Source organism: Pseudomonas sp. F(2018) (assembly GCF_005508865.1).
Taxonomy (GTDB): Bacteria; Pseudomonadota; Gammaproteobacteria; order Pseudomonadales; family Pseudomonadaceae; genus Aquipseudomonas.
Genome location: NZ_SCOM01000002.1, coordinates 246,193 through 269,017, shown reverse-complemented (window position 1 = coordinate 269,017; position 22,825 = coordinate 246,193). Strand labels below are relative to the sequence as shown.

Annotated in this window: 15 protein-coding genes and 1 pseudogene; 2 read left to right on the top strand and 14 right to left on the bottom strand. The window is 65.5% G+C overall.

Features of this window, described 5'->3' with window-relative positions:
• The 5 genes and pseudogenes from gspG to FFS62_RS09270 all read right to left on the bottom strand — a co-directional run.
• Window positions 1-417, bottom strand: a pseudogene (gspG, locus tag FFS62_RS09290) (type II secretion system major pseudopilin GspG); the annotation flags it as partial.
• Between the two features lie 153 nt (window positions 418-570).
• Window positions 571-1,788 carry a GspF family T2SS innner membrane protein variant XcpS gene (xcpS, locus tag FFS62_RS09285; protein ID WP_137972546.1) on the bottom strand — a complete coding sequence of 406 codons (1,218 nt, stop codon included), beginning with the start codon at window positions 1,786-1,788 and terminating at the stop codon, window positions 571-573.
• Window positions 1,788-3,299, bottom strand: coding sequence for a type II secretion system ATPase GspE (gene gspE, locus FFS62_RS09280; RefSeq protein ID WP_137972545.1), 1,512 nt, complete (start codon window positions 3,297-3,299; stop codon window positions 1,788-1,790). Before gspE ends, xcpS begins: the two co-directional genes overlap by 1 nt.
• 237 nt (window positions 3,300-3,536) lie before the next feature.
• Complete coding sequence (locus FFS62_RS09275; protein ID WP_137972544.1) at window positions 3,537-6,278, bottom strand: peroxidase family protein; 2,742 nt, start codon at window positions 6,276-6,278, stop codon at window positions 3,537-3,539.
• 132 nt (window positions 6,279-6,410) lie between these two features.
• Window positions 6,411-9,044, bottom strand: coding sequence for a LuxR C-terminal-related transcriptional regulator (locus tag FFS62_RS09270; protein WP_137972543.1), 2,634 nt, complete (start codon window positions 9,042-9,044; stop codon window positions 6,411-6,413).
• A 273-nt stretch (window positions 9,045-9,317) separates the two neighbouring features.
• On the opposite strand from FFS62_RS09270, the gene FFS62_RS09265 reads away from it, so the two are divergent.
• Window positions 9,318-9,962, top strand: coding sequence for a type II secretion system protein N (locus tag FFS62_RS09265; RefSeq protein WP_137972542.1), 645 nt, complete (start codon window positions 9,318-9,320; stop codon window positions 9,960-9,962).
• Window positions 9,963-9,967: 5 nt separating this feature from the next.
• On the top strand, window positions 9,968-11,929 hold the full coding sequence (gene gspD / locus FFS62_RS09260; RefSeq protein WP_137972541.1) for a type II secretion system secretin GspD: 1,962 nt from the start codon (window positions 9,968-9,970) through the stop codon (window positions 11,927-11,929).
• A gap of 46 nt (window positions 11,930-11,975) precedes the next feature.
• Here the strand turns inward: gspD and FFS62_RS09255 are convergent, their stop codons facing one another.
• The 9 genes from FFS62_RS09255 to FFS62_RS09215 all read right to left on the bottom strand — a co-directional run bounded on the left by FFS62_RS09255 (window position 11,976) and on the right by FFS62_RS09215 (window position 22,702).
• Window positions 11,976-13,187, bottom strand: coding sequence for an O-succinylhomoserine sulfhydrylase (locus FFS62_RS09255; RefSeq protein ID WP_137972540.1), 1,212 nt, complete (start codon window positions 13,185-13,187; stop codon window positions 11,976-11,978).
• 14 nt (window positions 13,188-13,201) lie between these two features.
• Entirely contained in the window at window positions 13,202-14,707 is a 1,506-nt protein-coding gene (purF, locus tag FFS62_RS09250) for an amidophosphoribosyltransferase (protein WP_137972539.1), read from the bottom strand.
• Window positions 14,708-14,749: 42 nt separating this feature from the next.
• The gene (locus FFS62_RS09245; RefSeq protein WP_137972538.1) at window positions 14,750-15,304 is read right to left on the bottom strand and encodes a CvpA family protein; all 555 of its coding nucleotides are present in this window, start codon (window positions 15,302-15,304) and stop codon (window positions 14,750-14,752) included.
• 92 nt (window positions 15,305-15,396) lie between these two features.
• On the bottom strand, window positions 15,397-16,011 hold the full coding sequence (locus FFS62_RS09240; RefSeq protein WP_137972537.1) for an SPOR domain-containing protein: 615 nt from the start codon (window positions 16,009-16,011) through the stop codon (window positions 15,397-15,399).
• Window positions 15,995-17,293, bottom strand: coding sequence for a bifunctional tetrahydrofolate synthase/dihydrofolate synthase (folC, locus tag FFS62_RS09235; RefSeq protein ID WP_137972536.1), 1,299 nt, complete (start codon window positions 17,291-17,293; stop codon window positions 15,995-15,997). Before folC ends, FFS62_RS09240 begins: the two co-directional genes overlap by 17 nt.
• A complete protein-coding gene (accD, locus tag FFS62_RS09230; protein ID WP_137972535.1) occupies window positions 17,290-18,165 on the bottom strand; it encodes an acetyl-CoA carboxylase, carboxyltransferase subunit beta in 876 nt (291 codons plus the stop codon). Before accD ends, folC begins: the two co-directional genes overlap by 4 nt.
• A gap of 131 nt (window positions 18,166-18,296) precedes the next feature.
• The gene (locus FFS62_RS09225; RefSeq protein ID WP_137972534.1) at window positions 18,297-18,917 is read right to left on the bottom strand and encodes a phosphoribosylanthranilate isomerase; all 621 of its coding nucleotides are present in this window, start codon (window positions 18,915-18,917) and stop codon (window positions 18,297-18,299) included.
• A 56-nt stretch (window positions 18,918-18,973) separates the two neighbouring features.
• Complete coding sequence (gene truA / locus FFS62_RS09220) at window positions 18,974-19,831, bottom strand: tRNA pseudouridine(38-40) synthase TruA (RefSeq protein ID WP_137972533.1); 858 nt, start codon at window positions 19,829-19,831, stop codon at window positions 18,974-18,976.
• 3 nt (window positions 19,832-19,834) lie between these two features.
• Window positions 19,835-22,702 carry a FimV/HubP family polar landmark protein gene (locus FFS62_RS09215; RefSeq protein ID WP_137972532.1) on the bottom strand — a complete coding sequence of 956 codons (2,868 nt, stop codon included), beginning with the start codon at window positions 22,700-22,702 and terminating at the stop codon, window positions 19,835-19,837.
• Window positions 22,703-22,825: the final 123 nt, after the last annotated feature.

Sequence of the window (22,825 nt, the reverse complement as noted above, 5' to 3'; positions counted from 1 at the left end):
TCAGAGGTCCCAGTTACCGATATCGGCATTGGTACCGTCGCCGCCTTCCTGGCCGTCGGCGCCCAGGCTGTACAGGTCGATCTTGCTGCGGGTACCCGGCGACAGGTACAGGTACTGATTGCCCCACGGATCGACCGGCAGCCGCTTCAGGTAGCCTTCGGTGTTCCAGTTCTTCGCCGGCGGGTTGCCGGTGGGCTTCTTCACCAGCGCCTCGAGGCCCTGCTGGGTGCTCGGGTAGTTCTGGTTGTCCAGCTTGTACATGTCCAGCGCCGCACCGATAGCACGGATGTCGTTCTGCGCCGCGGTGACCTTGGCCTGGTCCGGGCGACCCATCACCTGCGGCACCACCAGGGCGGCGAGGATGCCGAGGATGACCACCACCACCATGATCTCGATCAGGGTGAAACCGCTTTGCCTAGACGATGCGAAAACTACTGCGCTTGGCGATGCGTCGTTGAAACCAGGCTCAGCATGCTCATTTACGACTTGTAAACTCCGCTGCTTCGCCTGGTTTCGCCTAGCCTGGCCTGCGCTCGCGACGTTTTCGCTCAGTCTGTCTTTGTTCATCAATCAACCCACCAGTTGGTTCAGAGAAAGAATCGGCAGGAGGATGGCCAGTACGATCACCAGCACCACCGCTCCCATGAACACCAGCATGAACGGCTCGAACAGCCCCACCAGCAGGCCGATGGTGGCCGCCAGGTCGTTCTCCTGGTTGCGCGCGGTGCGCGCCAGCATCTGGTCCAGCTCGCCCGAGCGTTCGCCGCTGGCGATCATGTGCAGCATCATCGGCGGGAACTGCCGGCTGGCCTCCAGGGCCCGCGACAGGCTGCCGCCCTCACGCACACGCTGGGTGGCGTTGGCCACGTCGGTGCGGATGATGCGGTTGCTCACCACTTCGGCGCCGATGGCCAGGGCCTCCACCAGCGGCACGCCGCTGCGCACCAGGATGGCCAGGGTCGAGGCGAAGCGTGCCGTCTCGGTAGCCGCGATCAGCCCGCCGATCAGCGGCAGGCGCAGCAGGAAGGCGTGCCAGCGCCGACGCAGATCGTCGTTGCGCAAGGCGCGGCGGAAGGCGATCACGCCGAGTACGGCGAGCACGATGACCAGCGCGCCCCAGGCCTTGACCAGTTCGCTGAGCAGGATCAGGCCGCGGGTCAGCGCCGGCAGGGTCTGCCCGGAGTCGACGAACACCCGCACCACGTCCGGCACCACGTAGCCGAGCAGGAAGCCGACGATGCCCAGCGAGGCCAGCATCAGGATCACCGGGTAGAGCAGCGCCATCTGGATCTTCTGCCGCGACTGCTGGCGTTGCTCGGTGTAGTCGGCCAGCTGCTCCAGCACCGGCGCCAGATGCCCGGCATGCTCGCCGGCCGCCACGGTGGCGCGGTACAGCTCGGGGAAGGCAGCAGGAAATGAACCGAGGGCATTGGCCAGGCTGTGACCCTCGAGCACCTTGGCGCGCACGGCGATCAGCATCGACTGGATACGCGGCTGGCGAGACTGGGCTGCGGCGGCGCGCAGCGCTTCCTCGATGGGCAATGCGGCGCCGATCAGAGTCGCCAGCTGGCGGGTGACCAGGGCCAGGTCGCGGGCCGACAGGCCACGGCGCAGGCTGAAGCCGCCCGAGCTCTCGCTGTGTTCCTTGCGGTGCGCCGGCTCCACCTGCAGTGGCGCCAGCTGTTTCTCGCGCAGCAGCTGGCGTACCTGGCGGGCGCTGTCGGCCTCCAGTACGCCTTTCTGCTGGCGGCCCTTGGTGTCGAGGGCAACGTATTCGAAGGCGGCCATCAGTCTTCTCGAGTCACACGCAGGACTTCTTCCAGGGTGGTCACCCCTTCCAGCACCTTGCGCCGACCGTCGTCGCGGATGCTCGGACCGAGGCTGCGGGCATGGCGCAGCAGTTCCTGCTCGCCGACACCGTTGTGCACCAGGGTGCGCATCTTGTCGTCGAAGATCACCAGTTCGTAGATGCCGGTCCGGCCGCGGTAACCCTGCTGGTGGCATTCGGGGCAGCCCTTGGCGTGGTAGATCTGCGGCTGGCTGTGCGGATCTAGGCCGAGCAGGCCGCATTCGGCCTCGTCGGCCGGGCGCGCCTCGCGGCAGTGCGGGCAGAGCACGCGCACCAGGCGCTGTGCCAACACGCCCAGCAGCGACGAGGACAGCAGGAAGGGTTCGACGCCCATGTCCACCAGGCGGGTGACGGCGCCGACGGCGCTGTTGGTGTGCAGGGTGGACAGCACCAGGTGACCGGTCAGCGAGGCCTGCACGGCGATGTCGGCGGTTTCCTGGTCGCGGATCTCACCGACCATCACCACGTCCGGGTCCTGGCGCAGGATGGCGCGCAGGCCGCGGGCGAAGGTCATGTCCACCCTCGGGTTGACCTGGGTCTGTCCGATGCCTTCCAGGTAATACTCGATCGGGTCTTCCACCGTGAGGATGTTGCGCGAGCGGTCATTGAGGGTGACCAGGCCGGCATACAGGGTGGTGGTCTTGCCCGAGCCGGTGGGGCCGGTGACCAGGATGATGCCGTGGGGCTTGCGCAGGTTGTCGTCGAGCAGGCGGCGGTCGCGCTCGCTCATGCCCAGGTGTTGCAGCGACAGGCGTCCGGCCTGCTTGTCGAGCAGACGCAGTACCACGCGCTCGCCGTTGGCCGAGGGCAGTGTGGATACACGGATATCCACTTCGCGGCCGCCGACCTTGAGCGAGATGCGACCATCCTGCGGCACGCGCTTCTCGGCGATGTCCAGGCGCGCCATGACCTTGACCCGCGACACCAGCAGCGCGGCCAGTTCGCGACGCGGCTCGATCACTTCGCGCAGGATGCCGTCGACGCGGAAGCGCACGACCAGACGTTTCTCGAAGGTTTCCAGGTGGATGTCGGAGGCGCCGGCCTTGATCGCCTCGCTCAAGATGGCGTTGATCAGGCGGATGATCGGCGCGTCGTCTTCCTGCTCCAGCAGGTCGCCGGATTCGGGGGTGAGTTCGGCCAGGCTGGCCAGGTCGAGTTCGGCGCCGAGGCCCTCGGCCATCTGCCGTACCTCGGAGGAGTCGCGCTGGTAGGCCAGGGTCAGTTCCTGCTCGAAGGCCTCCGGCTCGAGCCAGTGCAGCGGCAGAACACGGCCGGCGAAGCGCTGGGCCTCCTGCACGGCCGCCAGGCTGGCGCCACGACGCACCTGCAGCTGCGCCTGACCGAAAGGCTCGCGCAGCAGAACGCCGTGGCGCTTGGCGAAGGCGAATGGCAGGGAGCGCAAGGCCGGACCTGCCGGGGCCGCTAGTGCGGCGTGGGTATCGGTGGACATGTGCGGGCCCGTTCCTGAAACAGAAGATCCATCTAGCTGTTGTTTTTGTTGTTATGCGGCACGACTGAGGCGTCAAGTTAACGGATTTCCAGGCAAAACTGCAGTGCGGATTTCGCAGGTTTGTACAAACAGCGACAACGCTAGCGGCGAATTGTTATGGCCGTGGGTCGGAATACGTCGGGCAGACAAAAAAGAACCCCGGCATTTTGCCGGGGTTCTGGTACTGCAGGGAGCGTATTACTTGTCTTCGCTGCGCTGGTGCTTGAAGAACACGCCGTTGTCGCCGAAGGACGAGGCGATGAACGGCGAGGTCAGCTCCATCTCGCCGATCTTCACCGCGCTGTTGCGACGCTGCTGGGCGTAGCTACGGTTGGTGGACGGGATGATCGAGGTCTTGATCTCCATCGAGGTGGCGTACACGTCATACAGCTTGGTACCGGCAGTGAGGGTCACCAGGTCGCTGCGGAAATCGTGGGCCGCGGTGGAGAAGAGGCTGCGCAGTTCCGGCTTCGGCACGAAGTAGATCTGCGTCGGCGCCTTGACCGCGGTGACGGCCTGACCGGTCTGGGTCACTTCGGCCATGTCGTCCACGCGCAGCTGGGTCGGTTTCAGCGTCACTGCGGCGAACAGCACCTGCAGACCGAAGTTGTCGGTGCCTTCCGGCAGGACGATCTGCGACATTTCATTGGCAAAGAAGTTGTAGTTCTGCCCCTGGCCGCTCCAGCTGGCCAGTGCCGAGACGTTGCGCGAAGGCTTGCCATCGACGAAGGCCTTCCAGGCCATGCCGGGTTGCACACTGCCACCAGACGGATCGGCAGCCAGCGACAGGCGCAGCAGGCCGTTATCCGCGCCCTGGAACAGACCGGTGTATGGATTGCCGGCCACGGGGTTGAACTTGACCTTGGCCATCACGCCACGCTGGTGCATGCCCTTCTCGTAATCGGCCGGCACCACGTCACCCTCTTCACGCACCTTCTTCCACAGGGTGTTGGCCAGCAGGGCCGAGGTATTGATGCCCTCCAGCGGCGGCAGCTCACCTTCGGCGTACTGGGTGCGCATGGCACCGTTGACCCACAGGTTGTCCTGCTTGGCCTTGGCCGGCCAGGTCTGGTAGTCGGCCGGGATGTTCAGACCCCAGGGTTTGAAGGCGTTCTGTACACCCACCAGGCTGCTGTCGAGTTGCGGGTTGTGACGCTTGATCACATCGACCATGGTGGTGTTTTCGACCCAGGCCAGGCCTTCCGCAGTGTAGATCTCCGGGCGGTAGTCCTTGGTGTAGAAGCGGTCGGTCATCAGGCGGCGCGAGGCGTTCATGATGAAGATCTGGAAGGCCGTTTCGCCGAAGGCGAAGCCGTCCGGACGCACGGTCTCGGCCAGCATGCCGACCAGGGTGTCGATCTTCTCGATGTCGTTGCCGTACACACGCTTGAGGTTGGCCAGGGTGGCCGGGTCGGTGGTCAGGTCTTCGAACTTGGTGATCGGGTTGAGGCCGATCTCGCGACGGAACTCGTTGTAGCGCGGTACGCCACGTTCGCGATCACGCAGTACGTCGATGGTCGCCAGGTCGATGTTGCCGACCAGCGGAATCGACAGATTGCGCAGGAAGTTCGGGTAGTTGTTGAGGGTCAGCGATCCCGGGTTGGTGATACCGAAGGAGTACCACAGGCGATCCGGATGCTCGCCGTTGAGCAGGTTCTCGGCGTCGCGATCACGGGTGTTCTGCAGCTGCACGGAGCGCGAGATGGTGTTGGAGCCGATGTCATAGACGTCGACCTTGTCACGCATCAGCGGGTGCATGCGGTATACCGCGACGAACTCCTCGGTCAGCGTGTAGGGCACGCCGTAGTTGTTCGGATTGGTCGAGCCGACGATGCCGCTCAGGGCATGAGAGATGGTCGAGCTGCCAACGTTGGTCGGGTCGATGCCCAAGATGCGCAGAACGAAGGAATTCGAGCCGGCCAGGTCCTCCTGCAGCATGCGGGCTTCGGCCTGGTACTTGTCGCGGTTCGGGCCAGAGCCCAGCAGGCCCCACCAGTTGGCGTACATGGCACGCTCGGTGACCGGGTTGGCAATCACCGCCGGGGTCCACTCCACGGTGTGGATCTTGGCCATCAGCGCGGCGTTGACCAGGCGCGCGTGGTCATACAGCCACTGATCGTTCTTGTCCGGGTACTTCTGCTTGAGCATCGACGCGATGGCGTTGTGCTCCTTGGTGAACAGCTGGTGCAGCATGCTCAGACCGACCCACCAGTTCTCGTTGAAACCGGTGACCGGCTTGCCGCTGATGAACTCGGTCGGCAGGGTGCCGTCCGGGTTGATCTTCAGCTTGCCGTCGACGAAGGAACGCACCTTGTCGTTGGTGGCCTTGTCGCTGCCATACAGCTGCGAACCGTCCCACCAGTGGGTGTTGTGGTTGCGGTAGGTGGCCGGCTTGCCGGCTTCGGCGGCGGTGCGGGTCGGGTCGGGCTGGGTGCGGCGTACGGAGAGATTGCCGCTGCCCAGCACGTCGCCGGCCGGCAGCGGGACCTGGATCGGGTTGGATTCGCTGTTGGGGCCGTGCTCTACCCAGTCATGCACCATGAACTGGATCCAGGACGCGGCAATGAAGTTGAGGCTGGGCGCCGGCTTGAACTCGCCGCGGGCCATCAGCACGTTACTCACTTCCCGCGGGTTGGGGCTGAGCAGCGTGTCGGATTCGGTTTCGCCATGGGTCACTGCGGGGTTCACGTTGCGGCCGAAGCGGCGGTAGACCGAACCCTCGGCGGGGTTGGCGAGGATGTTACAGGTACCGTCCTCGGTACGCGCCACCTGACTGCGCGCATCACAGGTGATCTTGGCGTTGGCGGCAGGCAGGTTGTCGACGTCGAAAAGGTTTTCCTTGAACAGCACGTCGCGCTCCAGCGCGAGTGAGATCAGGGCGGCGTAGATGCCCAGAGTGCCGAACTTGACCAAGCTCGGCCATGTGACCCAAACAGACATGGCGGTATCTCCCGATTCTTCTTGTACTAATACGGTTGAATGCCGGTTTTCCGGCTGGCGGGAGATTAGGGATTTGTGCGCCCCCCTCCCCCCTCCCCGGGGAGGGGCAGAGCGCAATAGGTGCACCATTCGTCAGCTGTTGCGTTGCTGCATGCTGAGAATGGCCTCGGTGCGACCGGAGAGATTGAGCTTCGAGTAGATGTTCTTCAGGTGCCACTTGGTGGTGGACAGGGCGATGCCGGTGCTGACACTGATTTCCGTGTTGGACAGCCCCCTGAGCAGGCAGGCGAAGATCTCCGCCTCCTTGTCGGTTAGCAGGCTCACCAGGTCCGGCAGCGACGCCGAGGGCGCCTGGCTCTCGGCCAGGAGGAATTCGGCATAGGCCTCGCTGTAGGCCTCCGGCACCTGCAGCTGGCCCGAGCGCAGCAGGCCGAACACCGCCTCGGCGAAACCGGGCGCCTCGTCGAACACCGAACGGTTGATATTGACGATGCCGAAGCGCGCCACCAGTTCCAGCAGTGCCTTGATCTGCTGTTCAGAGGTCTGCTGCGGCGCGCTCTGCACCAGCAGGTTGGCCTCCACCACCAGCGCCCGCGCCTTCATCTCGCTCTGCTGCAGCGACTGCGCCAGCACCTTGAGGATGCGGCAGGCGCGGGGCTGGGCGCCGCGCATCACCAGCCAGTACACCGCGGCCAGGCCGTAGCGCTCCCAGCATTCGTCGTAGGGCCGCACCTTCTCCCATTCGCCGGCCGCCAGGCGCTCCTCGATGCCCAGGCGCTGGGCCAGGCTGTCCAGCGCCGCCGGACGCCCGTCGAGATAGGCCTGGCGCATGCTCTCCTGGGCCACCTGGCTGGCGAAGCGCGCGTAGTTGCCCAGCTGCAGGATGCGCGACAACTGCTCCAGCAGGCGCCCGGCACGCCCCTGGGACTGACGCCGATAGAGCAGGCGCGACAGGGTGATGTGCACGGTGGCGATGGTCTCGGTGGCCGAGGACGAAGTGACCATCGCCATCAGGTCCTCGCACAGCTGCTGGGCGGCGGCCAGCTGATTCTGCTCGTACAGGGCCACCACCATGGCGGTGGCGCGATTGAGCCAGGCCGGCGACGAGCGCTCGGTGCGCTGATAGTCCTGGCAGACATCCTTGCGCGCGCTGGTGGCACGCCCGGCGTTGCGGTTGCACAGGGCGATGATCAGGTCGGCGTAGCTCTCCAGGAACAGCTGGCCCGTGCGCGCCAGCAGCGCCTTGGACTCCAGGGCCAGCTGGATCGACTGCTCCAGGCGCCCATGCATCAGGTGGTGGTAGGCCAGGATGGTCAGGGCCAGGGCGCGGATGTCCGAGGAGATGCCGGGGGCCAGCAGATCCGACCAGCGCTCGCCGGGGTCGAAGGCCAGGTCGTACTGGAACAGCTCCAGGTTCAGCGCCAGCAGCTGGCGGGTCGGCGCCTCCAGCCCCGGGCGATCGGCGCAGCGTTGCGCCAGCTCGTCGACACAGTAGCGCGCCTGGTGGAAGCGCCGCGACAGGGTCAGCGCATAGGTCATCGGCACCAGCAGACGCGGCCGTTCGCACAGCTCGGCCTCGCTGAGCGGCTCCAGCCACTTCAGCACTTCGGCGAAGTGACCGCTGCGCACCCACTGCTCGCACGCCTCTTCCAGCAGGCAGTGGAACAGCGCCTGGTCGCCACTGCGCTGGGCATGCTGCAGGGTCTGCTCCAGATCGCCACGGGCATGGAAATGCAGGGCGGCGCGGCGGTGCAGTACCGGCACCTGCTGCGGCTGGTGCATGGCCAGGCGTTTGGCCAGGAAGTCGTGCAGCAGCGCGTGGTAACGGTAGTGGCCGGGCAACTGGTCCACCGGCAGCAGGAACAGCTCGCGGGCGGCCAGGTCTTCCAGCAATAGGGCCGAGCCGGAGCGGTCGAGCACCTGGTCGCACAACTCGCCGTCGAAGCGTTCGAAGATCGCGCAGCTGAGCAGGAAGTCATGCATCTGCGGCGACAGGCGCTTGAGCACCACATGGCCGAAGTAGTCGACTATTTCCGGCTGGCTGCCGTTGAAACGCTCCAACGCCACCGTGCCGAAACGTGCGTAGGCCAGCAGCGCCACCTTGACCCCGGCCATCCAGCCCTCGGTCATGGCCATCAGACTGTCGACATAGGCCGGGCTGAGATCGGGCCCGCCGAGGTGGGCGTTGAGCTGCTGGATCTGCAGCGGCGACAGGCGCATGTCGTGCTGGTCGATGCACAGCAGCTTGTTCTCCAGCTTCAGCCGGCTGAGGGAGAAGCCCGGATGGTTGCGCCCGGACAGCACCACCCGGGTACCGCCCGCCAGGCGCTCGAGCATGGCCGAGAGCACTTCGAGGATGGTTGGCTGACGGATGAACTGGAAATCGTCGAGGACGATATAGAGGTCGCCGTCGATGCGATTGAGCGCATCGGCCAGGTACTCACCGACCACGTCGGGCGCCTGGTACATCTCGGCGGCGAAGGGGTTGAACCAGGAAACGTCGAAGTCTTCCACCAGGGCGCGGATGCCCTCGGCCAGGTGGCGAAAGAAGCGCACCGGTTCATTGTCACGCGCCTGCAGCGGATAGTGCACCACACTGCATCCGGGCCTGCCCGCCTGCCAGTGAGCCAGCAGCGTGGACTTGCCGGAGCCGGCGGGCGCCAGCAGTACGGTCAGGGGAAATTGCGCGCAGTGATTGAGCAACTCGAGTAGCTCAGCACGGGCAAACCCCGCGGGAACCGAGGTAGGCGGTTTGCGATCTTCCATTGCAGTGATCCGTCAGGCTTATTTTTATTGTTGAACGGGAAGCACGTGGGGGCCGATGATAGCGGCTCGTTTCCAGGAAGTTTCGAAACGTTTCACGCTTCTGGCCGCAACTCGACGTGCGGCAACAGTGCGCGAGCACGCAGATAGATCAAGCAGGTGCGCCATGGACAGGATACTTGCGGTATGGTTGGCGGCTCCCGCAGAGTACGGGCCCAACCGATGCGAGCCGAACAGAGCCCGCACGAATAAGAAGAATAACGGGGGATTCATGCTTTGAGCGTTACCAGCATCCGCCTTCCCGCCTGGCTGCAACGCCATGGTGTGACCGGCCTTTGCCTGCTCGTGGTGCTGCTGATCACCCTGAGCATGACCAAGCAGAGCGTCGACCTCCTGCGCCTGCTGCGCAGCGAAGCGCCGAGCGCACCGGCCGCCACCACGGCCGCGCAACCCCAGCAGGTGTCCCTGCAACAGCTGCAGAACCTGTTCGGCACCCCGGCCCGGCCCGTCGGCGATCAGAATGCACCGCCCACCAAACAGCAGATGACCCTGCTGGCCAGCTTCGTCAATCCTGATGCCCAGCGTTCCACGGCCATCATCCAGGTCGCCGGCGACAAGCCCAAGCGCATCGGCGTCGGCCAGGAGATCAACTCCAGCACCACCCTGCAGGCCGTGCACAAGGACCATATCGTGCTCGACCGTGGCGGCCGCGAGGAGAGCCTGCACTTCCCGGCCCTGCGCTCGCCCACGCTGACGCCCTACTCCGCCGATCCCTACGCACCGCAGGAACCGACCGCCGAGCAACTGGAACAGCTGCAGGACGAGGACGTCCAGGCTTTGCAGCAGCGCATCCAGGACCTTCAACAACGCATGGAAGGCGAAGGCGACATGCCCACGCCCGAAACACCGGAAGCCGAATAAAGCCCATGACCGACTCCAAATTCCTGTCGCAGAAACGCCTTCCCCTCGCCCTGCTGCTGGCCGCGAGTTGCCTCGCCGCGCCGCTGCCGCAGGCCATCGCGGCCGAGCCGGCAGCGGCCACTCAGGGCGCCGAGACCTGGACCATCAACATGAAGGACGCCGATATTCGCGACTTCATCGACCAGGTGGCGGAAATCTCCGGCGAGACCTTCGTCGTCGATCCACGGGTCAAGGGCCAGGTCACGGTGATCTCCAAGACCCCGCTGGGGCTGGAGGAGGTCTACCAGCTGTTCCTCTCGGTGATGAGCACCCACGGCTTCAGCGTGCTGGCCCAGGGCGACCAGGCGCGCATCGTGCCGGTCACCGAGGCGCGCAGCGCCGCCAACAGCAGCCATGCCGCACCGGACGACGTGCAGACCGAACTGATCCAGGTGCAGCACACCTCGGTCAACGAGCTGATCCCGCTGATCCGCCCGCTGGTACCGCAGAACGGCCACCTGGCCGCCGTGGCCGCCTCCAATGCGCTGATCATCAGTGACCGCCGGGCCAACATCGAACGCATCCGCGAGCTGATCGACCAGCTCGATTCCCAGGGTGGCGGCGACTACAACGTGATCAACCTGCAGCACGCCTGGGTGCTGGACGCCGCCGAGGCGCTGAACAGCGCGGTGATGCGCAACGAACGCAAGGACGGCTCCGGCACCCGGGTGATCGCCGACGCGCGCACCAACCGCCTGATCCTGCTCGGCCCGCCGGCCGCCCGTCAGCGCCTAGTCAACCTGGCCCGCTCGCTGGACATCCCCAGCACCCGCTCGGCCAATGCCCGGGTGATCCGCCTGCGCCACAGCGATGCCAAGAGCCTGGCCGAAACCCTCGGCGACATATCCGAAGGCCTCAAGGCACCGGAGGGCGGTGGCGAAGCGGGCGGCACCAGCAAGCCGCAGAACATCCTGATTCGCGCCGACGAGAGCCTCAACGCCCTGGTCCTGCTGGCCGAGCCGGATACCGTGGCGACCCTGGAAGAAATCGTGCGCAACCTCGACGTGCCGCGCGCCCAGGTGATGGTCGAGGCGGCCATCGTCGAGATTTCCGGCGATATCAGCGACGCCCTCGGCGTGCAGTGGGCGGTGGACGCCCGCGGCGGTACCGGTGGCCTGGGCGGGGTCAACTTCGGCAACACCGGCCTATCGGTGGGCACCGTGTTGCGGGCCATCCAGGAAGACGAGATTCCTGAGAACGTCACACTGCCGGATGGTGCCATCATCGGCATCGGTACCGATCATTTCGGTGCGCTGATCACCGCCCTCTCCTCCAACAGCAAGAGCAACCTGCTGTCCACGCCAAGCCTGTTGACCCTGGACAACCAGCAGGCGGAGATCCTGGTGGGCCAGAACGTGCCCTTCCAGACCGGTTCCTACACCACCGATGCTGCCGGCTCGAGCAACCCCTTCACCACCATCGAGCGCGAGGATATCGGCGTGACCCTCAAGGTCACCCCGCACATCAACGACGGCGCCACCCTGCGCCTGGAAGTGGAGCAGGAAATCTCCTCCATCGCCCCCAGCACCGGGGTCAACTCCCAGGCAGTGGACCTGGTGACCAACAAGCGCTCGATCAAGAGCGTGATTCTCGCCGACGACGGCCAGGTGATCGTGCTCGGCGGGCTGATTCAGGACGACGTCACCAGCACCGATTCCAAGGTACCGCTGCTGGGCGATATCCCGCTGCTCGGCCGTCTGTTCCGCTCCACCAAGGAAACCCATATAAAGCGCAACCTGATGGTGTTCCTGCGCCCGACCGTGGTCCGCGACCGCGCCGGCATGGCCACCCTGTCCGGCAAGAAGTACAGCGATATCAGCGTGCTCGGTACCGACGAAGAGGGCAACAGCACCCTGCCGGGCAATGCCGAGCGCCTGTTCGACAAACCGGGCGCAGCCGCCATCGACCTGCGCAAGGCAGACGAATAAGGGTCGAGGGAATGAAAAACGCCGCTCGATGAGCGGCGTTTTCGTTTCAGAGGGCGGCGAGCCCGCGGGCCAGATCGGCCTTGAGGTCGGCCAGGTCTTCCAGGCCCACGGCGACGCGGATCAGGTTGTCGCGAATGCCGGCATTGGCCCGCTCCTGCGGCGACAGGCGGCCGTGGGAGGTGGTCGCCGGGTGGGCGATGGTGGTCTTGGTATCGCCCAGGTTGGTGGTGATCGAGATCACCCGGGTCGCGTCGATGAAACGCCACGCCGCCTCCTTGCCACCCGCGACTTCGAAGCTGACCACCGCACCGAAGGCACTCTGCTGCCGCTTGGCCAGCTCATGCTGCGGGTGGCTGGGCAGGCCGGAGTAGTAGACCTTGTCGATGCCCGGCTGGGTCTCCAGCCACTGGGCCAGCTGGAGGGCGCTGGCGCTGTGGGCCTGCATGCGCACGCGCAGGGTCTCCAGACCCTTGAGGAACATCCAGGCGTTGAACGGGCTGAGGGTCGGCCCGGCCGTGCGCAGGAAGCCCACCACCGCCTCCATTTCGGCCTTGCGCCCGGCGACCACGCCGCCCAGGCCACGGCCCTGGCCGTCGATGTACTTGGTCGCCGAATGCATGATGATGTCGGCACCCAGCTTCAGCGGCTGCTGCAGGGCTGGGGTGCAGAAGCAGTTGTCCACCACCAGCAGCGCCTTGCGGGCGTGGGCGATCTCCGCCAGGGCGGCGATGTCGACCAGCTCGGCCAGCGGGTTGGACGGCGACTCGACGAACAGCAGCTTGGTGTTGGGCTTGAAGCCCGCCTCCCAGGCAGCCAGATCGGCCAGCGGCGGGTAGTCCACCTCGATGCCGAAGCGCTTCAGGTACTTCTCGAACAGGCTGATGGTCGAGCCGAACACGCTGCGCGACACCAGTACGTGATCGCCGGCGCTGCATTGGCTCATGACGATGGCCAGGATCGCTGCCATGCCGGAGGCGGTGGCGACCGCCTGCTCGGCGCCCTCCAGGGCGGCGATGCGCTCCTCGAAGGCGCGCACGGTCGGGTTGGTATAACGCGAGTAGACGTTGCCCGGCACCTCGCCGGCAAAACGCGCGGCGGCGTCGGCGGCGCTACGGAACACGTAGCTGGAGGTGAGGAACATGGCCTCGCCATGCTCGCCCTCCGGCGTACGGTGCTGGCCAGCACGCACCGCCAGGGTGTCGAAGCCGACGCCTTCGAGGTCGCTGTCCAGTCGTCCCGCTTCCCAATCCTGGCTCATGGCTGCTCCCGGCCTCAGTCGTTGTGCAGATCGATGATGGCGCTGACAGACGGGCTGCCGGCCTTGGCCGCATCGTTACGTGCCTGCTCGATCTTGTTCAGATAGTGCTCGTTGACATCGCCGGTCACGTACTGGCCGTCGAACACCGCGCAGTCGAAGTGCTCGATCTTGATCTTGCCGCCACCGACCGCCTCTTTCAGATCGTCCAGGTCCTGGTACACCAGCCAGTCAGCGCCGATCAGCTCGGCCACTTCCTCGGTGCTGCGGCCATGGGCGATCAGCTCGTGGGCGCTGGGCATGTCGATGCCGTACACGTTCGGGTAGCGCACCGCCGGGGCCGCCGAGCAGAAGTAGACGTTCTTGGCGCCGGCCTCGCGGGCCATCTGGATGATCTGCTTGCAGGTGGTGCCGCGCACGATGGAGTCGTCCACCAGCATCACGTTCTTGCCGCGGAATTCCAGCTCGATGGCGTTGAGCTTCTGCCGTACGGATTTCTTGCGCGCGGCCTGGCCGGGCATGATGAAGGTGCGGCCGATGTAGCGGTTCTTGACGAAGCCCTCGCGGAACTTCACGCCCAGATGGTTGGCCAGCTCCAGCGCAGAGGTACGGCTGGTGTCCGGGATCGGAATGACCACGTCGATATCGTGATCCGGACGCTCGCGCTGGATCTTCTCGGCCAGCTTCTCGCCCATACGCAGGCGCGCCTTGTACACCGACACGCCATCCATCAGCGAGTCCGGGCGGGCCAGGTAGACGTGCTCGAAGATGCACGGCGAGTACTGCGGGTTCGACGCGCACTGACGGGTATGCAGCTTGCCGTCTTCGGTGATGTACACCGCCTCGCCCGGGGCCAGGTCGCGAATCAGGCTGAAGCCGAGCACGTCGAGGGCGACGCTCTCGGAGGCGATCATGTACTCCACGCCCTCGTCGGTGTGGCGCTGGCCGAAGACGATCGGGCGGATCGCATGGGGGTCGCGGAAGCCGACCACGCCATAGCCGGTGATCATCGCCACCACGGCGTAACCACCGCGGCAACGGGCATGCACGCCGGCGACGGCGGCGAACACGTCTTCCTCAGTGGGCTGCAGCTTGCCGCGCACCGCCAATTCATGGGCGAACACGTTGAGCAGCACTTCCGAGTCGGAGTTGGTGTTCACGTGACGCAGGTCGGACTCGTAGATCTCGCGCGACAGCTGCTCGACGTTGGTCAGGTTGCCGTTGTGCGCCAGGGTGATGCCGTACGGCGAGTTGACGTAGAACGGCTGCGCCTCGGCGGAGCTGGAGCTGCCGGCGGTGGGATAGCGCACGTGGCCGATGCCGACGTGACCCACCAGGCGCTGCATGTGGCGTTGCTGGAAGACATCGCGCACCAGGCCGTTATCCTTGCGCAGGAACAGACGCCCGCCGTGGCTGGTGACGATGCCGGCAGCGTCCTGGCCGCGATGCTGGAGCACGGTAAGGGCGTCGTACAGGGACTGATTGACGTTGGACTTACCGACGATACCGACGATGCCGCACATGTGACGCAACCTCTGTGTAGTGAATCAGGTAGTTCCAGGCTCTTACGGCAGTTTAGGCTGCAAGAGACCCTCGTAGGACGGAAGCTCGGGCGTCTGCGTGATGCCGCTGGCGAGCCACTGGCTGGTCAGGCTCAGAATCAGATTCTTCGACCAATCCGCCACCATCAGAAAATGCGGCATCAGGGTCGACTGCTGCCACCATTCATCCTGTTGTACCGGGGCCAGGCTGACCAGGCCCACCAGTACCACCACCAGCAAGGCCCCGCGCGCCGCGCCGAAGACCATGCCGAGAAAACGATCGGTGCCTGACAGGCCGGTAACCCGGATCAGCTCACCGATAAGGAAATTGATCAGCGCCCCGACCAGCAGGGTCACGATAAACAGAATGGCGCAGGCCGCGATAACGCGCATCGACGGCGTCTCGATGAAATCCGTCAGGTGCTGCGACAGGGCGCCACCGAACATCCAGGCGACCACACCGGCGATGATCCAGGTCAGCAGCGACAGGGCCTCCTTGAAGAAGCCGCGGCGCAGGCTGATCAAGCTGGAAATGGCGATGACGGCGATGATCGCCCAATCGACCCAAGTGAATGCCACGTTGCTGCCTACAGACGGGAAAGGCGGCGAATTCTAGCAGAGCGTGCCCGGCCGGGTAAGCCGGGGCCGCTATATGGCTCTGATAGAGGAAATCAGCCGTTTTCCGGCTGGAAACGCACCACGAACCCCTTGAGGTTCTGCTGGCGATTGAGCAGATCACGTAGGCGATCGGCCTCGGCGCGCTCGATGACCGGACCGACGAACACCCGGTTCATGCCGTCGAAGCTGCGGATATAGGCGTTGTAGCCACCGCTGCGCAGGGTCTGCTGCAGCTTCTCGGCACCCGCGCGGCTCGACAGGCTGGCCAATTGCACCGACCAGCTGACCGGCAGGTTATTGGCATCCAGACCACTGGCCGGCTTAGTAGCCGCCTGAGTCGGTGCGGGCGTTTCCACAGGCGGCTGGGCCTGGGCTTGCGCCTGCGGCTCGGCAACGGGTTGGGTCGGCACGGCGATCGGCTCGCTGGAAGTCTGCGGCACTGGTTCCACCGGCGGCACTTCGTCCTCGGCCACCGGCTCGGGCACCACTACCGGCTCCAGCGCAACATCCGGCATGCTCGGCCTGTCCGGCATCGCCGGTGCATCCACCGTCACCTGACGCAGCTCGTCCTCACGGGAAAACAGCATCGGCAGGAAGATCACCGCCAGCGCCACCAGCACCAGTGCGCCGACGATCCGCTGCTTGAGCCCCTTATCCAGCACTGCCATTGCCTGCCTCCGCCTGTTGGCCGAGCCACTCCAGGGCTTCGGCCACGCAATAGAAAGATCCGAACACGAGGATCTCGTCGTCCTCGCTCGCCTGGCCACACTGTACCAGCAATGCCTCGGCCACGCTGGCGCAGGCGCGCACATCCGCGCCCAGGTTGCGCAACGCCGCCTCCAGCTCACCAGCCGGACGACTGCGCGGGCTATCCAGTGGCGCTACCGACCAGCCCTGCACTTCGAGCTGCAGCGGCGCAAGCACGCCCTTAAGATCCTTGTCGGCGAGCAGGCCGAATACGGCGAGACGCCGGCCCTTGAGGGGCCGCGCGGCCAGGCGCGTGGCCAGGTACTCGGCGGCATGCGGGTTATGACCGACGTCCAGCAGCAGCGTCAGATCCCTGCCCTGCCAGTTCACGCGGCGCACATCCAGGCGGCCGGTCACGCGCGTACGCTGCAGCGCAGCGACCAGCCTTGCCGGCTGCCAGGCCATGCCCAGCACCGCATAGGCCTGCAGCGCCAGGGCGGCGTTTTCCATGGGCAGATCTAGCAGAGGCAGGTCGTGCAGCTCCAGTACTCGGCCATCGGCGGTCAGGCCGCGCCAGTGCCAGGCGCCTTCGCTCAGCGCCAGGTCGTAGTCGCGCCCGCGCAGGAACAGCGGGCAATCCAGCTCAGCCACGCGCTGCAACAATGGCAACGGCGGATCCAGGTCACCGCAGAACGCCGGCTTGCCCTGGCGCAGGATGCCAGCCTTCTCGAAGGCCACCGATTCGCGGGTATCGCCGAGCCAGTCGGCATGATCCAGACCGATGCTGGTGACCAGCGCCAGGTCGGCGTCGACCAGGTTGACCGCATCCAGCCGGCCACCGAGGCCGACCTCCAGCACCACGGCGTCCAGCGCTGCGCGCTCGAACAGCCAGAAGGCCGCCAGAGTGCCCATCTCGAAATAGGTCAGGGAAATCTCGCCACGCCCGGCTTCGACCGCCGCGAAGGCTTCGCACAGCTCATCGTCGCCGGCATCACGCCCCTCGAGCTGAACCCGCTCGTTGTAACGCAGCAGGTGTGGCGAGCTGTAGACGCCGACCTTGAGCCCCTGCTCACGCAGCAGGGAGGCCAGAAAGGCACAGGTGGACCCCTTGCCATTGGTGCCGGTGACGGTGATCACCAGAGGCGCCGGCTTGCCCAGGCCGAGCCGGCGAGCCACCTCGCGGCTGCGCTCCAGGCCCATGTCGATGGCGCTGGGGTGCAGTTGCTCCAGATAGCTCAGCCAGTCGGCGAGGGATCGGCTCATGCAGTGGCCGCGGGAGTCGGCAGATGCTGCAGCTGTGCCAGCAGGCGAGCCAGGCGCGGACGCAGATCGTTGCGGTGGATGATCATGTCGATGGCGCCATGCTCGAGCAGGAATTCGCTGCGCTGGAAGCCTTCAGGCAGCTTCTCGCGCACGGTTTGCTCGATCACCCGCGGACCGGCGAAGCCGATCAGCGCACGCGGCTCGGCGACGATCACGTCACCGAGCATGGCCAGGCTGGCAGATACGCCGCCGTAGACAGGGTCAGTCAGCACGGAAATGAAGGGAATGCCCTCCTCGCGCAGGCGCGCCAGCACGGCGCTGGTCTTGGCCATCTGCATCAGGGAGATCAGCGCCTCCTGCATGCGCGCGCCACCGGAAGCCGCGAAGCACACCAGCGGGCAGCGCTGCTCCAGCGCGGCGTTGGCGGCACGCACGAAGCGCTCGCCGACGACGGCGCCCATGGAGCCGCCCATGAAGCTGAACTCGAAGGCGCAAGCCACCACGGGCATGCCCTGCAGCTTGCCGCTCATGGAAACCAGCGCATCTTTCTCGCCGGTCTCCTTCTGCGCGCTGGCGATGCGGTCCTTGTATTTCTTGCTGTCACGGAATTTCAGGCGATCCACCGGCTCCAGCTCGGCGCCCAGCTCCTCACGCCCCTCGGCATCGAGGAACAGGTCCAGGCGTGCACGCGCGTCGATGCGCATGTGGTGGTTGCACTTGGGACAGACGTCGAGGGTCTTTTCCAGTTCGGGGCGATAGAGCACGGCATCGCAGGATGGGCACTTGTGCCAGAGCCCTTCGGGCACCGAGCTCTTCTTGACCTCGGAACGCATGATCGAGGGGATCAGCTTTTCTCTCAACCAGTTGCTCATGCTTACTCTCCGTAGCTGTTCGGGGTCTTGGGCGACCCAGGCAAACTTTGATTCAGGCCGAAGGCGACGGATGCCGCACCCCGGCCAGGGCGCAATGGGTTATGGACGGCAGGCGCCTGCCCGCCGTCACATCAACCGCCACGCGCCGCACGAATGAAAGCCGCGATCTTTTCCGCATCCTTGATGCCCTTGCTCGCCTCGACCCCGCCGCTGACATCCACCGCATAAGGACGCACCCGGGCCACCGCCGATGCGACGTTATCCGCATGCAGGCCGCCGGCCAGAATCACCGGCTTGCTCAACCCCTCAGGCACCAGTGACCAGTCGAAAGCCTCGCCGGTTCCGCCGGGCACGCCCTCGACGTAGGTATCCAGCAGAATGCCCTTGGCCCCAGGGTAACGATTCACCTGAGCAGCGATATCGTCGCCGGCCTTGACCCGCAGCGCCTTGATGTAGGGGCGATTGATGCTTTCGCACTGCTCGGGGGACTCGTCGCCGTGGAACTGCAGCAGGTCCAGCGGCACGCTGGAGAGAATCCGCTGCAGTTCATCGCACTCGATATCGACGAACAGGCCGACCGTGGTCACAAATGGCGGCAGCGCGGCGATGATCGCCCGTGCCTGCTCGATGCCGACGGCGCGCGGGCTCTTGGCATAAAACACCAGACCAATGGCATCGGCCCCGGCCGCGGCTGCGGCCAGCGCATCCTCGACCCGGGTGATTCCGCAGATTTTGACGCGAACGGCTGTCAACGTGCCGGCACCTTCTGAGAAAGAAAAATCGATGGTAGCAAAGCCGCGAGGCAGTTTCAGCCGAAGCTTTGCGGCAGCGAGGAGAGGAAGTGCGGCCCCAGGTAGCGCTGCGGCAGCTCGAACTCCTCGGGATACTCCACCTGCACCAGATAGAGCCCATAGGGATGAGCCGTCACGCCACCGGCGCGGCGATCACGCGAGGCCAGCGCATCTAGCACCCAGGAGGGCTCGCGCTCACCCGCACCGATGGTCATCAAGACCCCGGCGAAGTTGCGCACCATGTGGTGTAGAAAGGCGTTGGCGCGTACATCGATGATGATGAAGCGACCATGCTCGATCACCTCGAGGTGGTGCACCGTCTTCACCGGCGACTTGGCCTGGCACTGCACCGCGCGAAACGAGGTGAAATCGTGCGTACCGACCAGATGGCGGGCCGCCTCGCGCATGCGCGCCACGTCCAGCGGGCGGTAGTTCCAGGTGACTTCCTCGGCCATATGCGCAGGCCGTATGTGGTCGTTGTAAATCACATAGCGATAGCGCCGGGCACAGGCCTTGAAGCGGGAGTGGAAATGCGCCGGCATGACCTTGGCCCAGGTCACGCTGATGTCCGCAGGCAGGTTGGCGTTGGCCCCCATTACCCAGGCCTTGAGCGGGCGCTCGGCACGGGTGTCGAAATGCACCACCTGCCCGCTGGCGTGCACGCCCGCATCGGTGCGCCCCGCACACATCAGGCCGATCGGCTCGGCGGCCACCTGCGACAGCGCCTTTTCCAGCGCCTCCTGCACCGTGGGCACACCGCTGTCCTGGCGCTGCCAGCCACGGTAACGGGTGCCCTTGTACTCCACGCCAAGAGCGATTCTGAAAACGCCAGGGGCGGCCATTTCGGCCGCCCCTGTTGGTGTTGCTTCAAACATGGATCAGCTCAGTTTGGAGATCAGATCGCGAGCTTCCTGCTGCTGACCTTCGCTACCCTCGGCAATCACTTCGTCGAGGATGTCGCGGGCACCTTCACTGTCGCCCATGTCGATGTAGGCACGCGCCAGATCGAGCTTAGTGGCGGTCTCATCGGTACCCGAGAGGAAGTCGAAGTCGTCGTCCAAGTCCTGACCTGCTGCAGTAGAAGAAGCTTCCGGCAGAGCGGCCGGCAGTTCATCGGCCAGACCGCTGCTCAGCTGATCCAGCTCGGCGGAGACTTCATCCAGCTGGGCGGCGAAGCTGTCGTCGGCCGGAGTGCTGGGAGTCTCTTCGGCGAGGGACAGATCGAAATCGGCCGGCATGTCCAGATCGACTTCGCCGGCTGCGGAGCTGGAGGTGATCGGCTCGTCATCCAGGCTCAGCATGAAGTCGTCGTCGGCAGCGGTCGCGCTCGGCTTGCTGTCGGCTTCCAGATCCAGGCTGAAATCGGCCAGGTCGTCACCCAGGGACAGGCTGTCGCTGGTGCTTTCGCCACCCAGGTCGAGATCGAAGTCCATGTCGGCGCTGGTGGTGCTCGCCGGGGCGGCCGGAGTGTCGAAGTCCAGACCGGAATCCAGGTCCAGATCGTCCAGAGTGGTCTCGGCGACCGGAGCAGCAGGTGCCGACGGCGCGTCGAGATTGACGTCCAGATCATCCAGGCTCAGGTCGAAGGAGTCGTCTAGGTCGGAGGCTGCGGCCGACTGCTGAGCAACCGGCTCGTCCAGGGTCAGGTCGTCCAGGCTGAACGCATCCAGGTCGTCGGACGCGGCAGCCGCACCACCAGCAGCAAAGGCGGCCACGGCCATCGCCGGGTACTTGGCCTTCAGCTGATCGACGGCACCGGCAGAACCGCCGATCTCGCGCAGCTCCTGCTCCTGGCGGGCGAAACCATCGCGGTCGCCCAGCTCGGCATAGACTTCCATCAGCTTCAGGCGCAGATCGCTGCGATGCGGCTCGTCGTTGATCGCGTTGTGCAGCAGCTCGGCGGCCTGGGTGAACTTGCCGTAGGCGATATAGATATCGGCTTCGCCCAGGGCGTCGGCGGTCTGCGGCGCCACACGCTCTTCGGCCTGCTCGCGCACCACGGTCTCGCCGGAGGCGTCACCGAGGCCGGCGAAGCTGTCATCCGGCAGATCCATGTCATTGGCGAAGGCGTCGTTGTCGTCATCGGCGGCCAGGCTGTTCTGCAGCTCGGCCTCTTTCATCGCATTGCGGCGCGACAGCACCATCAGACCGACCAGCAGCACCAGCAGCGCACCGCCGCCGACGGCACCGAGCAGCATCGGATTGGCCAGCAGTTGGTCAACCACGCCTTGCGGCTCGGGCTCCTTGACTACCGGAGCGGCAGGCTTGACGGCCTGGGCGGGCTTGGCCGGTTGAACCGGCTTGGGAGCGACAGCCGGCTTGGCCGGCTCAGTGGCAGGCGCCTGGACCGCCGGCTTAGCCGGCTCGGTCTTTGGGGCGGTTTCCTCGTAATTGAAGTCGGTAGTAGCTGGCTTCTCGACCGGAGGCACGGTTGCCGGCTTGGTCTCGGCGGTCGGTGCGGCCGGCTTCTCTAGCGGTTTCTCCACAGGCTTGGTCGCGGTCGCCGGAGTAACCGGAGCTGCCGGAGCGACCGGCTGGGTCGGAGTCGCTGCAGCCTTGCTCTGCTGAGCCAGATCGGCCTGCAGCTTGGCCAGCTGGCTGTCCTTCAGCTCGAGCAGGCGCTGCGCCTTGTCCAGCTGGCTCTGCAGGTCGGCCATGCGGCTCTGCAGCTCCGCGCTCTCGCGGCGGCTGGAGTCCAGGCTTTCCTTGGTCACGGCCAGTTGATCATTGAGCGCCTTGCTGTCGCCCTTGCCCTTGTCGCTGCCGGCGGTGGACTTGCCACTATCGGCGGCAACCAGCTTCAGGCTGTCCTTGGCATCGGCCTTGGCCGGAGCAGCACCGGCGCTGTCGCGCTTGGTGGCATCCAGCTGGCGGGAGCTGCTGGCGGCGACGCTGCGGCCTTCGCGCCAGGCAGTGTTCTGCTCGCCGACCTGGGCGATAGCCTCGCTCTGGCTGCGGCTCTTGATCTGGGCGTCGGTCGGCAGGCGCAGTACCTGGCCGCTCTTCAGGCGGTTGATGTTGCCGTCGACGAAGGCACCCGGATTGAGATCCTGGATGGCCAGCATGGCCTGGTGAACGGAACCACTCTGACGGCTGCTCTGGGCGATTTCCCACAGGGTATCGCTGGAGGTGGTCTTGTACTGGTCGCCGTCGATCTTGGCGGTGGCCGGGGTAGCGGCAGGCTTCGCCGCCGGGGCGGCCGGGGCAGCCGGGGCAGCCGGACGGGCCGGGGCGCTGGCGGACGGGATGATCGGACGCGGGGTCGGCGCAACGGTCTGCGGACGCGGCGCCGGAGCGGCGGCTACCGGCAGGCGCGGCGCGGCGGTCACTACCGGACTCGGCGAGTACATCGGCGGATCCAGCAGCAGGGTGTATTCGCGCAGCAGGCGGCCGTTCGGCCACAGCACTTCGACGAGGAAATTGACGTAGGGCTCGCGCACCGGCTTGGTCGAGGTGATGCGAATCACGCTCTTGCCGTTGGGCTTGATGATCGGAGTGAACTTGAGATCGGTCAGGAAGTACTGACGATCAACACCCGCCTTGTTGAACTCTTCAGGCGAGGCGAGCGTCGGGATTACTTCGGTCTGCGCCAGATCGCGCACTTCGAGCAACTCGATCTCCGCCACCAGCGGTTGGCTCAGCGAGGACTGCAGGTCGATTTCCCCCAGTCCCAGTGCATGTGCCGTACCCGAGGTCAGCGCGGAAGCAGCCGCAATTGCCAGCACCAGTTTGCGAACCCGAACCATAGCGTAATCCCTTGTTTTATCTTTTTTTCTCGATGAACGAGAGGATTTGAAGTGCGCTGCCTGCGCCCGCCCGAAAGCGGCTCCCCGTCAGCGAACTACCAAAACAGTATTGCCAAGCTAGAA